The 15,032-nt window shown below is 41.5% G+C and carries 11 protein-coding genes; 5 read left to right on the top strand and 6 right to left on the bottom strand.

The window, feature by feature from the left end; all coding sequences use genetic code 11:
• The first annotated feature begins 3 nt into the window (after positions 1-3).
• Together nuoN and upp are read left to right on the top strand one after the other, a co-directional pair.
• On the top strand, positions 4-1,497 hold the full coding sequence (gene nuoN / locus ACNS8M_RS10015) for an NADH-quinone oxidoreductase subunit NuoN (RefSeq protein ID WP_168542284.1): 1,494 nt from the start codon (positions 4-6) through the stop codon (positions 1,495-1,497).
• 126 nt (positions 1,498-1,623) lie between these two features.
• A complete protein-coding gene (gene upp, locus ACNS8M_RS10010; RefSeq protein WP_168418694.1) occupies positions 1,624-2,259 on the top strand; it encodes a uracil phosphoribosyltransferase in 636 nt (211 codons plus the stop codon).
• Positions 2,260-2,490: 231 nt separating this feature from the next.
• Here upp and metH read toward each other — a convergent pair whose 3' ends face one another.
• Positions 2,491-6,180: a methionine synthase gene (metH, locus tag ACNS8M_RS10005; RefSeq protein WP_168542286.1), complete on the bottom strand. Its 3,690-nt coding sequence runs from the start codon at positions 6,178-6,180 to the stop codon at positions 2,491-2,493.
• Between the two features lie 504 nt (positions 6,181-6,684).
• Here metH and ACNS8M_RS10000 point away from each other — a divergent pair.
• Positions 6,685-8,304 carry an inorganic phosphate transporter gene (locus ACNS8M_RS10000; protein ID WP_168418696.1) on the top strand — a complete coding sequence of 540 codons (1,620 nt, stop codon included), beginning with the start codon at positions 6,685-6,687 and terminating at the stop codon, positions 8,302-8,304.
• 113 nt (positions 8,305-8,417) lie between these two features.
• Here ACNS8M_RS10000 and ACNS8M_RS09995 read toward each other — a convergent pair whose 3' ends face one another.
• From ACNS8M_RS09995 to ACNS8M_RS09985, 3 genes are all read right to left on the bottom strand, one after another.
• Positions 8,418-9,965 (bottom strand): hypothetical protein, encoded by a 1,548-nt coding sequence (locus ACNS8M_RS09995; RefSeq protein ID WP_168461372.1) that lies wholly within the window; start codon positions 9,963-9,965, stop codon positions 8,418-8,420.
• Positions 9,966-10,173: 208 nt separating this feature from the next.
• A complete protein-coding gene (locus ACNS8M_RS09990; RefSeq protein ID WP_168461374.1) occupies positions 10,174-10,368 on the bottom strand; it encodes a hypothetical protein in 195 nt (64 codons plus the stop codon).
• Positions 10,369-10,533: 165 nt separating this feature from the next.
• Positions 10,534-11,151, bottom strand: coding sequence for a rhomboid family intramembrane serine protease (locus ACNS8M_RS09985; protein ID WP_136144417.1), 618 nt, complete (start codon positions 11,149-11,151; stop codon positions 10,534-10,536).
• A 157-nt stretch (positions 11,152-11,308) separates the two neighbouring features.
• Between ACNS8M_RS09985 and nfuA the strand changes: the two genes are divergently transcribed.
• Positions 11,309-11,947, top strand: coding sequence for a Fe-S biogenesis protein NfuA (nfuA, locus tag ACNS8M_RS09980; protein WP_168524992.1), 639 nt, complete (start codon positions 11,309-11,311; stop codon positions 11,945-11,947).
• Positions 11,948-12,013: 66 nt separating this feature from the next.
• On the opposite strand, the gene ACNS8M_RS09975 is transcribed toward nfuA, so the two are convergent.
• Positions 12,014-13,033 carry a hypothetical protein gene (locus ACNS8M_RS09975; protein WP_168418700.1) on the bottom strand — a complete coding sequence of 340 codons (1,020 nt, stop codon included), beginning with the start codon at positions 13,031-13,033 and terminating at the stop codon, positions 12,014-12,016.
• A 17-nt stretch (positions 13,034-13,050) separates the two neighbouring features.
• Complete coding sequence (locus ACNS8M_RS09970; RefSeq protein ID WP_168418701.1) at positions 13,051-14,112, bottom strand: alpha/beta fold hydrolase; 1,062 nt, start codon at positions 14,110-14,112, stop codon at positions 13,051-13,053.
• Positions 14,113-14,408: 296 nt separating this feature from the next.
• Between ACNS8M_RS09970 and ACNS8M_RS09965 the strand changes: the two genes are divergently transcribed.
• Positions 14,409-15,023 carry a carbonic anhydrase gene (locus tag ACNS8M_RS09965; protein WP_168418702.1) on the top strand — a complete coding sequence of 205 codons (615 nt, stop codon included), beginning with the start codon at positions 14,409-14,411 and terminating at the stop codon, positions 15,021-15,023.
• Positions 15,024-15,032 lie beyond the last annotated feature (9 nt).

The raw sequence follows: 15,032 nt of genomic DNA, 5'->3' as shown, positions 1-15,032 counted from the left end.
GCCATGAACTTCACAATGTCATTTTCTGAGCTTATGCCTTTAGCTCCTGTGATGATCGTGGCCTTAACTGCGATTGTCGTGATGATTCTTACTGCAATTAAGCGTAATCATAACTTAATTGCAACGGCATCAGTTGTGGGTTTGAACCTTGCTGCTGCTTACCTTTTACTCATGATGTTTGGTGGGAATTTTGCGCCTACCAGCGTGATGGGTATGTTTATGATTGATCCGTTCACCTTGTTGTATCAACTGGTGATTCTGATTGCAGCGTTGGCGTGTTCGACTTTATCTCATGCTTATATTGAGACCTATAAAGACAACCGTGAAGAACTTTACATCTTAATGTTGTGTTCGGTTACGGGTGCCATGTTAATGGTGTCAAGCTCGCACTATGCGTCGTTCTTCATTAGCCTTGAGTTAATGTCAATTCCTGTTTATGGCTTATTGGCATACACTCACCAACGTTCTAAATCTTTAGAAGCAGGCGTGAAGTACTTAGTCTTGTCTGCAACTGCATCTGCAATGTTGCTCATGGGTATGGCGTACATTTATGCATACACTGGTTCATTGTCTTTCTATGACTCTGTACAAGCATTAATGCAAAATATCCAACAGCCATTGGTAGTTTTAGGTCTAGGCTTAATTGTCTTTGCTGTTGCATTTAAATTGTCGTTGGCACCATTCCACAAATGGACGCCAGACGTTTATGACGGTGCGCCTGCACCAATCGCAACCTTTCTTGCGACTGCAGCAAAAGTAGCAACCATTGGTTTGTTTGTACGTTACATTTTGGGTTCAGGTGCAATCCTGATCGACTCAATTGTAACCATCATGACCATTATTGCTGTGCTTTCAATTTTGGTGGGTAACTTCCTTGCTGTACGTCAAGTTAACTTGAAGCGTATTTTGGCTTACTCATCTATTGCGCACTTTGGTTATTTGTTGATTGGTTTAATCAGCATGACCTATGCAAGTTTGGGCAATGTCAGCGTATATGTGATCACTTATGTATTGACCACCATTGGTGCGTTCGGTGCAGTGGCATTAATGTCTAGCCCGTATAACAACGTAGCTGAAGCAGAAAGCTTAGCAGACTACCGTGGTTTGTTCTGGCGTCGTCCTGTATTGACTGCTGTATTAACTGTCATGATGCTTTCTCTAGCAGGTATTCCACTCACTGCAGGCTTCATTGGTAAGTTCTTGGTGGTGATGGCTGCTGTTACGACTCAGCACTGGTTCTTGGCTGCTATGATCATTGTGGGTTCAGGTATTGGTTTGTACTATTACTTACGTGTAATGGTGGTGATGTACATGACGCCACCAGACGAACCAAAAATGGATGCGGTCGATCACTGGGGTCAAAAAGTGGGTGGTATTATGGTTTTAGCTGCTGCATTGGCGGTATTGGTGATTGGTGTATATCCAGATCCAATTATCAAAATTGCGCTTGAAGCTGAAATTCTATCTCCAATCCATTTCATGCTGACTCAGCAATAATTTAAAAGAAGTTTAATCTTCAGTCAAAAAGCCTCCATAAATTGGGGGCTTTTTGGTTTAAATACCGTATAAAAACAGCATATAATAAAAAGCTATTTGCTTTTATTTCCTTTTAGGTGTTCTCCCGTGGCTATTCATGAAATTCGTCATCCACTTATTCGTCATAAATTAGGGCTGTTACGTCGTGCCGACATCAGCACCAAGAACTTCCGTGAATTGGCGCAGGAAGTCACCATGTTACTGACTTATGAAGCAACCAAAGATTTACCAATGGTTGAGCATGAAATTTCAGGTTGGAATGGGGCAGTCACTGTAGACCGTATTGCAGGTAAAAAGATCACAGTTGTGCCAATTTTACGTGCGGGTATTGGTATGTTGGATGGTTTCTTAAACCTGATTCCAAGTGCCAAAGTGTCGGTTCTAGGTTTAGAGCGTGATGAAGAAACTTTAGAAGCACGTACTTACTACAAAAAATTAGTACCCGATGTGCAAAACCGTATTGCGATGATTATTGACCCAATGCTGGCAACGGGTTCATCATTAGTGGCAGCTATTGATTTATTGAAAGCCAGTGGTTGTAAAGACATTCGTGTGATGGTGTTGGTTGCTGCGCCTGAGGGGATTCAGCGTGTTGAAGCTGCCCATCCAGATGTCATTATTTTCACTGCCTCTGTAGATCAGGGCTTAAACCAAGATGGCTATATTGTGCCGGGTTTGGGCGATGCGGGCGATAAGATTTTTGGTTCAGTACAAAAAGATTAACCTAAAATACAGCTTAGATTCTCAAATAAAAAAGAGGTATGGATAGCCTCTTTTTTTTATGTGCACTGTTCTAGCTTAAGCATACTAATGATTCGTTAAACAGCACATTCGAGTGATATACCTGAATCAAAAAGAGATAATAGTTTGGTTGATAAAACTACAATGCACAAGCAGATAAAATGACATCATTGATAAGGCATGGGCAGATCAACAACCCATGCCATAAGCGATTTAATTAATTGAATCATCTAAGTTTGGTGCTAACCAACGCTTGGCTTCATCTAAACTCCAACCTTTACGCTGTGCATAATCTTCAAGCTGATCTAGAGATATTTTACCTGCGTTAAAGTATTCTGAAGCAGGGTTGGCATAGTAGAAGCCACTGACAGAAGAAGGTGGCCACATTGCAAAGCTACTGGTGAGCTGTGTGCCAATCTTTTCAGTTGAACCTAACCAGTTAAACAAGGTAGCTTTTTCTGAGTGCTCAGGGCAAGCAGGGTAGCCTGGTGCAGGACGAATCCCTACATATTTCTCTTTAATTAACTCTTCATTGCTAAGTTGTTCGGTCGGTTGATAGCCCCAGAACTCTTTACGAATGCGCTCATGCAAATGTTCTGCAAACGCTTCTGCAAAACGGTCACCCAACGACTGTACCAAAATGGCAGAATAATCATCACCTTTGGCTTTAAACTCATTGGCCATTTCTTCTGCACCAAAAATGGATACGGTAAAGCCGCCCAAATAATCTTGTGCTTGGTCTGCAGTTGCTACAAAGTCTGCCAAAGACAAGTTTGGTTTGCCAGTCACTTTGTCTGACTGTTGGCGAATATGGTGGAATGTATGCGTCACTTGATCACGTGCTGCATCATAAACCTGTACCGAATCTGCCGCAGAACGGTTAGCTGGGTAGATACCAAATACCGCACGTGCATCAAAACGATTGTTGGCAATAATATCTTTGAGCATGGCTTGCGCTTGGTTATACAAATCAGTCGCAGCTTCACCCACTACTTCATCTTCCAGAATTTTCGGGAATTTGCCCGCTAAGCTCCAAGAAATAAAGAATGGTGTCCAGTCAAAATATGGCAACAAGGTTTCAAGAGGGTAGTTGGTAAGCACTTGCGTACCAATGAAATTTGGCACCGCAGGTGTATAGTTGGCCCAGTCAATTTTTAAACCATTGTCGATGGCTTCAGCATAAGACAATTTTGCGGCTTTCGGTTGCTTGTTGGCGATACGTTCACGAATTTTAGAGTATTCTGCACGATGCTCTGCAACAAAGGCCGGTTTCATTTCTGGAGAGAGCAAGGTTGTTGCAACACCCACGGCACGCGAAGCATCGGCAACGTAAATCACTGCATCATTTGAGAACTGTGGATCAATTTTAACTGCTGTATGTGCTTTAGATGTGGTCGCACCACCAATCAATAATGGAATATTAAAGCCTTTACGCTGCATTTCTTTGGCAACAAAAACCATTTCATCTAAAGATGGGGTAATCAGGCCAGACAAACCAATAATATCGACTTTTTCGTCAATAGCCGTTTGCAGGATTTTTTCTGCAGGTACCATCACGCCTAAATCGACAATATCGTAACCATTACAGCCTAACACCACGCCCACAATGTTTTTACCAATGTCGTGAACGTCACCTTTTACCGTTGCCATCAAAACTTTACCTTTAGACTGACCTTCGGTTTTTTCAGCTTCAATGTACGGGTTGAGCCATGCAACGGCTTGTTTCATCACACGGGCAGATTTCACAACTTGAGGCAGGAACATTTTACCTGCACCAAACAAGTCACCCACAACGTTCATGCCGTCCATTAATGGGCCTTCAATTACATCTAAAGGACGTTTGGCTTTCAGGCGTGCTTCTTCGGTATCTTCATTAATGAAGGTGGTGATGCCTTTGACTAAGGCATATTCAAGACGTTTTTCGACAGATTCATTACGCCATTCCAAGTTTTCTTCAGCTTTTTGCGCACCTGCTTGACCACGATATTTTTCGGCCACTTCCAGCAGTTTTTCTGTGGCGTCCTGACCAGTTTCACCTTGGTTTAGGTTCAAAATAACGGCTTCAACCGCTTCTTTAAGTTCTTTTGGAATGTCATCGTAAATGGCCAACTGACCTGCGTTGACAATCCCCATGGTCATGCCTTGCTGAATTGCGTGGTAGAGGAATACAGCGTGAATGGCTTCACGTACAGGTTCGTTACCACGGAAAGAGAAGGATACGTTCGACACACCACCCGAAATCATGGCGTGTGGCAAGTTTTGTTTAATCCAGCCTGTGGCTTCAATGAAATCAACAGCGTAGTTGTTGTGTTCTTCAATACCAGTAGCAACTGCAAACACGTTCGGGTCAAAAATAATGTCTTCGGCAGGGAAGCCAACATCATTGACCAACACATCATAAGAGCGTTTACAAATTTCACGTTTACGTGCTGCTGTGTCGGCTTGTCCTACTTCGTCAAAAGCCATCACAATAACGGCTGCACCGTATTGGCGACAGAGGCGGGCTTTTTCGACAAACTCATCATATCCTTCTTTTAAGGAAATGGAGTTAACAACGGCTTTACCTTGTACACATTTTAAGCCTGCTTCAATGATTTCCCATTTAGATGAGTCAATCATGATGGGTACGCGAGAAATATCAGGCTCAGAAGCCACCAAATTCAGGAAGTGCACCATCGCACCTTCTGAATCGAGCATGCCTTCATCCATGTTGATGTCGATGATTTGTGCGCCACTTTCGACTTGCTGACGTGCAACATCCAAAGCTTCGGCAAAATTTTCTTCACGAATTAAACGTAGGAATTTTTTAGAGCCTGTGACGTTGGTACGCTCACCCACGTTCACAAATAAAGAGTCGTCATAAATGTTAAATGGTTCTAAACCACTTAAACGACAGGCAGGTTTAATTTCTGGAATTTTACGTGGTGGAATGTCTTTTACTGCATTGTAAATTGCACGAATGTGGTCAGGCGTTGTACCACAGCAACCACCTGTAATATTGATGAGACCACTTTCTGCAAATTCTTTTAAGAAGGCTGCAGTTTGTTCAGGGGTTTCATCATAACCACCAAAGGCATTTGGCAAGCCTGCGTTCGGGTGGGCTGAAACAAATACATCGGCCACGTCTGAAACAGTTTTGACGTGCGGACGCATGGCATCTGCACCCAAAGCACAGTTAAAACCAATTGAAAGTAAATCACCATGACGTACCGAGTTCCAGAACGCTTCTGCAGTTTGACCCGTTAAGGTACGGCCTGAAGCATCAGTGATGGTGCCAGAAATCATTAATGGCAACTCACGACCGAGTTGTTTGAATACTTCTTTAACCGCAAAAATGGCAGCTTTACAGTTTAAGGTATCAAACACAGTTTCAATGAGCAGAATATCTGCACCACCTTCAATTAAGGCATGCGCAGCTTCAATATAATTTTCTTTGAGTGCATCAAACGTAATGTTACGGAATGCAGGGTCATTTACATTGGGTGAAATTGAACAAGTACGAGATGTCGGGCCGAGTACACCTGCCACAAAACGTGGTTTGTCTGGGGTTGAATATTTTTCGCAGGCCGCTTTGGCCAAACGTGCTGCTTCACGGTTAATTTCAGGAACTAAATCTTCCATGTGGTAGTCAGACATAGAAACCCGAGTGCCGTTAAAGCTGTTGGTTTCAATAATGTCTGCGCCTGCATCTAAATAGGCTTCGTGAATGCCCTGAATAATTTGCGGTTGGGTCAGTACCAATAAGTCATTGTTACCTTTAAGGTCATGTGCCCAATCTGCAAAGCGTTCACCACGATAATCGGCTTCTTCCAATTGATGGCGTTGAATCATAGTACCCATGGCACCATCGATAATTAAAATTCTTTGGGCAAGAAGCGCTTTCAGGGTGGTAAGCGTGGACATAAAAAACCCTTTATGACTGAATCCGAAATGAGCGCTATTTTAGCAGAGTTCGCTACGCTTTCGTGCACTTGAAACAGATACAGAGACAGGAAGTCTGAAAAATTGTGTATAAAGCAGTGATTTTGCAATTTTGCTTGGCTTTGAATTTGAAATACTTGAATAAAAGTGTTGATGAATCGCATTCCAATTTAGATTTCGTATTGAATCGTCATGGATTTGTCATATTGCTCAGGCAAAATTGGCTCACCATGAAATTTGTCTGAATTTTTAGACAAATATGACAACCGTGTAACAATCTAAATTAGAGGGAATGTCATAAGAAAAGTAGGTTTATTTAGTCTAAGTGTTTAAATTTAAATATTTATTTTATATTTATACACAAAAAACACAGTTTAAAATGTGAAAATAAAGTATGAAAGTTGCTTTATATAGCAGCTCTTTGTCATATAATTGTCACAATTTAATTGAACAATAAGGGGATTTTAAATCCTCTTTTCTGCTTGCATGAATTCTAATCCAACTCCTGTAGATTCAGCACACAAGTCGACCACTAAATCGACCAATGTTCATGTGCCTACACCGAAATTTTTTATGCCGGTGTTTTTAACGATCATCGTTTCTACCCTTATTTATATTGGTTTCCAATTGTCTGCGGACTTATCCCATGTACCTGCGTTAAGCATGTACTCGGTGATTTTATTGGCAACCGCTTTATTCATTGCTTTAGGCTTTGAATTTGTGAATGGTTTCCATGACACAGCCAACGCTGTAGCAACAGTTATTTATACCAATGCCTTATCTGCACCTGTGGCAGTAATGTGGGCAGGTTTCTGTAACTTCCTTGGGGTTATGGTGGCCAGTGGGGCAGTTGCCTACGGTATTATTGCTTTACTTCCAGTCGAGCTGATTATGAATGTCGGTTCGGGTGCAGGTTTTGCCATGGTGTTCGCCATGTTGATTGCTGCAATTGTTTGGAACTTGGGTACGTGGTTCTTTGGTATTCCTGCGTCAAGTTCACACACTTTAATCGGTTCGATTTTAGGTGTGGGTATTATGAACTACTTGCTCAATTCAGGAGCGGGTGCCAGTGGCGTAGACATGGAACAAGTGATGAAAGTCGGTAAGGCTTTATTGTTCTCGCCATTAATTGGTTTTGCCTTTGCTGCGATTTTGTTCTTCTTGGTGAAAAAAATCTTCAAGAAACAAATGGAATTGTTCCAGCCGCCTGAAGGCAATAAACCACCACCACCACTAATTCGTGCCATTCTTATTTTTACCTGTACAGGGGTAAGTTTTGCGCATGGTTCAAACGATGGTCAAAAGGGCATGGGTTTAATCATGTTGATTTTGATCGGGATTGTACCTTTGGCTTACTCGTTGAATAAAGAGTTAGACCAAAACCACATTCAATCGTTCCAACAGCTTTCAACTCAAACGGCCGATGTGATTTATACACAGCATGCAGATATGCCAGATGAGAAAGCACGTCAGATTATCACCAGTTATATTCAGACCAAAGAAATCACGCCTGAAGTGGTGCCTGCTTTGGCAAGCTTAACTGATCACTTGGGTGAGCGTGTTGGTCAGTACGGTAACTTAAAAGATGTGCCTGAAGCTGAAGTGGCAGAAATGCGTAATGACATGTATTTAAGTACCACTTCGTTCAAACGTTTAGACAAAGCCAATGCTTTGCCTGAAATGACTGATGAACAAAAGAAAGTGGTTAAAAGCTATCGCAGTCACTTAGATTCATTCTTACAGTACATTCCAACGTGGGTTAAAGTTGCAGTTGCTTTGGCACTGGGTCTAGGTACGATGGTTGGTTGGAAACGTATTGTGGTCACTGTGGGTGAGCGTATTGGTAAGCAACACATGACTTATGGTCAGGGGATGTCTGCCGAGCTTGTTGCAATGTCTACCATTGCTGCTGCAGATGGTTTGGGTATGCCAGTTTCGACAACACACGTATTGAACAGTGCGGTTGCAGGTACAATGGTTGCCAATAAATCAGGTCTGAATTTCCAAATGGTTCGCACCATTCTTTCTGCATGGATTTTCACGCTACCTGCAACGATTTGCTTATCGGGTAGCTTGTTCTGGTTATTCCTAAAAGTGTTTAACTAATATCAAACATTTGAGTGTTAAAAAAGCGCTGTAACGATACAGCGCTTTTTTTGTGCTTACAGATCAATTAAATGAAATATCTACAAGCAAGTTTTTAAAGTGAGGTCTCTGCTTTACTTTTTAAACTTAGCGATGACTTTGTCTAGCGGTAATTTATCTGCAGCAAAACCATATAGCGCAGCAAAAGGCAGTGCAGTGCGGGCTAAATATGCCACACGCCATAATCCACCGTGGTTAGCACCTTCCATCATCAATTGAAGAGGATGCTCAAGTTGCACAGCAGGGTTAGCCGCTGAATCCGGATTACGCAAGTCATGAATCCATAAGGCTGCCATAATGGCATTGGTGGTTTCAGGGCTAAACGCTTCTACATCAAACAAACTAGCACCGCTAAATGCAGCTTTCAGTAATGGATTTTTGGTGACTGAATGTGTGGTGGTTGAAGGTGCAATATTGATGCTGACACGCTGACCGTTATGACGGGATAAGATTGCGCGCCATTGTTGGATGCGTTTAGCTAAGGCATAGTTTGGGCCTTGTTCAACCACCAAACAGTCTGCAATGCCATAATGCTGCCCGTTGTCTGAAGCAATTAAATTGTGCAGATTTTTTTGGAAGAAATGACTGCGTGATATAGTGGAAATACTTTTGGTCAGTAATTTTTGCCCTTGAGAGCGTTGCTTAAACTTCTCTGCCGATGCGCTAACCACTTCTTCAGGCACAGCATAGACATCGGTTGGGGTGCACATAAACATCAGGCTGGTATCAGGCTTTTGTGCACTGACGTATTGCATTATAGCATCCATTGCCATGGCAACACGCACGTGTTTTTCACCATCTAAATAAGCAATCGCAGCAAGATCGAGTGTTTCAGATTTTTGCGCTAACCAATGCGCAATTTCTGGAGTTTGGGTTAGTAAGTTTGCCCCCAGTTTTTCCTGTAAAATATTCAACGGACTATCTGTTGGCAATGGCTCGGAACTAGGTGCATACAAGGTGGCATTACCTTGCTGAACCGTGGTTAAAATTTTGTTCCATACACGGCTATTGGGTAAATCGACCGCAATGATATTGGCTTTCCATTTGGCTAACCATGTCAGTGGGCCAGCTTCAGAAGCTGCACCAAATAGCACCGTATTACGGTCTGACAAATCAAACCATTCGGGATGCGCCACAGCTGCATTTAACGCAGCAGCATGACTTGGTTCAATAATCCCTGCAGCCAACCACGCTGCAATTTGATCCAACAAGGCTTGACCTTGTAATTTCTGCCCATGATAAGGCACATACCATTCAGGCTCAGCCTGACTAGTCCCTTGTAATTTAAAGGTATGCAAATTTTCAGTAGGCAGTTGCATGGCATCTTTCAGCACATGTTTTTGGCCATGACGATAAAACTCAAAACTTTGATGTGCTTTTCTTAAACCATCTTCTGCAATTTGAATAGGGTTGTGCTGGCTACGAATACCATGCTCGACCAAAGCTTTAAAATATTGCGGGTAGTGTTTACGCCAGTTTTTTTCAGCCAAAGCTTTGTTTGAACTTTCATGATCTACCGTGGCTAATGCTTCGGCAATAATTTGCTTACCAGTGCCTGATGTACTGGGTTTGTGATTTTCAGGATGAATTGGGAACTGTAGGCCATCGTAAGAAGTGGACATGCAAAAACTCGCAAACTAAATTGAAATTAATATACAGATGTATACATTATCTATGCCAAATTGCGAGTTTGGGTGGCATAAACTACCAAAATTGTATGAATTCTAAAGTAAAATTTGCATAAAAAACCTTCGTGGAAACGAAGGTTTTTAGCGAAGAACTTTTGGAAAAGTAGTAGTTTTTGAAGAAATGGCAGATTGCTTCAGCAAATTAACAGCGTCCTTTTTTAGCCTGACCAGGTGGGCAGAAGTCACCATTTGTATGTGGATGGCGGTGCGGAGAATAGCCTTTCGGATAAACGCTCCGATCTGGATCGACCACAATACTCCCTTCAGGGGTATGTACCGCACAGGCGCCTAAACTTAAACTGAGTAATATACTGCTCAGAAGTGCAATTTTTTTCATGCCACACTCCTTTTTTGTTTTATGTGTATTCAGTATAGGCTGAGGCTGGGTTACAGCGTGTTATTGCTTATCAGTATTATTGTGCAAAGAATGATCGGTTTATTTTGCGTAAAAAGCGACTCAATGCATATACATAGAGCCGCTGTATGCTGCGATGTGAGGTGACTAGAAAGGCAATTGAGCCAATTTATTCAAGAAATGTGGCAAGATGCGAGGCTCAATTAAAATAGTGACAACCACACCATAAGCTGCGCCCCATAAATGCGCACTGTGGTTAATATTAGAATTGCCTCGTTTACCTGACCAAATGCTATATGCCACGTACAGCACTGCAAAAATAATAGCCGGAACTGGAATGAAGAACACAAAAATCAACTTCCATGGCTCAAATAAAATATAGGCAAATAGCACTGCAGATACCGCACCCGAAGCGCCTAAACTGGCCCAGCGATGGTCATTTTTGTGTTTTAAATAGCTTGGAATAATTGCAGCAATTAAGCCGCCTAAATAGAACAGCACAAAGCCTAGATCATACAAATATTGACGATAAAAGCTTTCAATAATGCTCCCGAAGAAAAACAGCGTGATCATATTGAACAGCAAATGCGTACCATCGGCATGCACAAAGCCATGCGTGATAAAGCGGTCATATTGCCCACGTTGCATGGCAGGTGGCCAAAAGATCAGTCGGTTCATCAATTCTTGTTTGGAAAATGCCAGCAATGAGACAATGACCGTAATGATGATCAGAGTTACGGTATGATTAATGGGTAAATCGAGCATAAACGCCTATTCTTTTAATTGAATTCTGCTGTAATAATGCATCAAAACCAAGTTTGAGTCGAACTTTGTGAATAAATCCGACAATTTTGGTTGATTTTTTTTTATTACCCCGCATCTTCAGTTAAAATAGCCACTTCAGCTTGAGGAAATTATTGTTATGTCGACTGAGAACAGCAGCACAGCAGTTGTAGATGAAATTCCAAACTTATTGATTACGCCAACTGCTCAAGAGTATTTGAAGGATTTATTGGCAAAGCAAAACACACCGGGTATTGGTGTACGTGTTTTTGTGGAAAATCCTGGTACACCGCGTGCTGAATGTTGCATGGCTTATAGTGCACCTGATGAAGTTGTACCAACAGATTACAAACAGGAATACCCAGACTTTCCTGCATTTATTGACACACCGTCTATTCCATATTTATTGGATGCTGTGATTGATTACAACAAAGACCGTTTTGGCGGTCAGTTGACGTTTCGTGCACCGAATTCAAAAGTGCCACGTGTTGGCCCAGATGCTTCGGTAGAAGAACGTATTACTTATGTTTTACAGTCTGAAATTAATCCGGGCTTAGCAGGGCATGGCGGTAATTGTGCTTTGGTAGAAGTTGTGGAAGATGGAGAACATGGTTTAACAGCAGTGTTGAAATTTGGTGGCGGTTGCCAAGGCTGTTCAGCAATTGATGTGACTTTAAAGCAAGGTGTTGAAACTACTTTGAAGCAGCATGTACCAGAATTAATGCGAGTTGTGGATCAAACCGACCATAGCCAGTCTGACGGTGCTTACTTTAAATAAGTTGCTGATTTGAAAATAAAATAACCTCCTAAAACAGGAGGTTATTTTTTTATCTGAAATTAGAATTTAATTTGGTTGATCGGTTGGAAGGTTTAAAATTTGTTGTGCTTTTTCAGAATAATAAAACTTTTCTAAATAGTGACGTGCACGTTGTCTTAAATATTGCTCTGCAATCATTTTTTGAATAATTGGATACAGTAGGTTTTGCAATTGCTGCTGCACCAAAGCTTCATCAATATTCAAATCACGTAATAACAAGTCAAAAGGGCGAGCCTGATTGCGGACATACCATGCATAAACGCCGTCATGTACTTGTTGTTTTAAGTAATCACTTTGACGCAAATGATCCCAGATTTCATGCCCAAGATTCACGGTTTGGGGGAGGTCTTGAATCTCGATATAATTTTTTAAGGTCGAAAGTGGTAAATCTTTAATTTTATGCCATAAATTTGCCTGAAAATGATACAGCTTTTCATCATCAAAATGCTGATTAAGCACTGACTCACTCATTTGTGTCAGTTTTTGCACATTTTTTTGCAAATAATGCTGAATAGCATGATCCAAATTGGTATCGGTCACACTTTCTAAAACAGATTTACCCATTTTCATAAAGCGCGAAACACCAGGAACATTTTTGGCAATTACAGAGTTATCCAAATAGTCCTGAATTGAGTGCTGAATGAGTTGGGTAATCATGGCGGCAAAGGCAGGATTATTTACCACAGTTTTAATTAGGCGTTGGCGATGCCCACTTTTACTGGCAACGTATTGGGCAATTTTATCTATGGTCAAAACTGGGATGACATCGGAAATTTTGCTGTTGTCATTCGCAGGGTGTACCAAGGCAAAGCGGATATGCTCTGCAATTTGTTCAATTAAAAATGAGCTAGCTGGGGTATTTAAAATTTGTTGTTGAATAAGTGCGTAAATTGCTTCCGAGCGCCATAAGTCCTGTAATGTTTGTTTGCGGAACCATTGGTAAAATTGCACAAATTCCATTTGCACAGTTTCGGCTTGAGCAAATTCCTGATCCAAAAAATCTAGGTGAGCATCAATCAGTTGCTCAATCATCGAATGTTTTTGCATGATGGTTGATATAATAATTAATTTAAAGGAATCAGTTTATCAGCAAGTGGGTTTTTTAGGTTCTGTGTTTTAGACAGAAACGGCAAATAATATTGTGCTACTTGTTTTTCTGCTTCCAGTAAAGGCATGTGCCCGACATTATTCAAAATAACAGGTGTTTCCGCACGTTTTAATAATGATTGTAATTCTTTGGCCACTTCAACATTAATGATGCGATCTTGCTTACCCCACAAAATTAGGGTGGGTGCTTCGATAGATGCCGTTAAACGGGCAAAAGAGTCGGGGGTATAAATGCGGTTGAGTTTGACAATTTGCTCAATTGCTTTACGGGTTTGCGCTGAGCGAGAAATCAACACTTCTTCTTGTGCATGCTGAATTTGTGATGACATTGCAGGCGGGTTTTGCATGACTTGTCTGGCAACATCAGCTAAGTCCCCATGCTTGCTCACAATTAAATCATTTAAAGATAAAGGATTTTTGGCATAAGGCGTATTGGCATGTTTATAAATGCCTGCACTGTTGAGTAAAAATAGGCTTTGCGTGTCAAAAGGGTATTGTGCTGCGTAGACTGTTGCAATGGAGCCACCTAAAGAATGACCCGCAACGTGTAAGTTTTCTTCACAATCAATCGCTTCAATAAACTGACGTAATTGCGAGGTGACGTTGGGTACAGAATTGTCAAAATGTGATGGGGTTTTGGTGTCACCGCTATTGGGTAAATCTGGAATAATCACATGATAATCTGGGGTTAAAAATTGTGCCACACGGTTCCAATTGTCACGTGTGCCAGCTAAACCATGAATCAGTAAAATGGTCGGTTTGCTGCGTGAACCGCCCTCGTTATAGCTCCAGACCACATCGCCCACGCGAATATTTTTAGCGGTGAGCCCAGCTTGTTTACGCTGTTGCTGAAAGTGTTGCTGTAGCAATTGTAATTCGGTGCTGTTGGCACTGATTGAATTGTTGGTATTTACAGGAATGTTTTTATTTTGATTGGCACTTTGAGCGAAGCAGGACGCGCTTAGACCCAAAGTGAGCAAAGCCACTTGTAGATAGCGTGATCGTAAAAACTGCAACATGAAAAGTCTTCCCCTGACGAACCCAAACAGGCTCCAATGATTAAGGCATTAGATCTTAGGTCTAATTGCGAAAGATTATTGCTTTTATTGTAGATATTTCACCTAGAAAGTCACCCCTTACTTTTTTGATGGTATGGAAACAAATGGTAGAAAATGTGATACATCTCAAGAAAAATGGAAAAAATTTATAACAAAAATCATGAAATAAAAAAGCATAAGCTAATTTTTTGGCAAGTGACATTCACCCAGTCTGGCTTTAGAATATTGCAACTTCAAAGATCGGTGGTAAATCAAGAATGCTAACAGCTCAAGAAGCTTTAGAACGTCTTAAACAAGGAAACCAACGTTTTGTTTCTGGTGACACCAAACATCCTAAACAATTGTCGCACCAACAGCGTGCAGAAATGGCAGAAGACCAAAATCCATTCGCGATTGTTTTAGGTTGTTCAGACTCACGTGTACCAGCAGAAATGGTATTTGACCAAGGACTGGGTGATCTTTTTGTAATTCGTGTTGCGGGTAACGTGGTTGCGCCATCACAAGTGGGTAGCGTTGAGTTCGCAGCAGAGCGCTATGACTGTGCGGTTGTCGTGGTTTTAGGACACAGTCATTGTGGTGCGATTCAAGCCACAATTGATACTTTAATGTGCCCAGATTGTCCACCATCGGCAAATTTAATGTCGATTGTAAACCGTGTTCGTCCTTCAGTTGAAACCTTAATGCAGACTGAACTGAAAAATGACTTAGCAAAATTATCTAAGCATGCTGTACGTTCTAATGTGTTCGCATCGGTGAATCAATTACGTCATGGTTCAGCAGTTTTAGAAAATTTGATTGAACAAGGTCAGCTCAAAGTAGTGGGTGCAGAATATTCACTCGAAACAGGTGAAGTGGTCTTTTTTGATTTTTAATTAAAGCAT

The sequence above is a fragment of the Acinetobacter sp. A2 genome, from assembly GCF_048537555.1.
GTDB lineage: Bacteria > Pseudomonadota > Gammaproteobacteria > Pseudomonadales > Moraxellaceae > Acinetobacter.
This window is presented reverse-complemented; position numbering and strand designations above follow the sequence as displayed.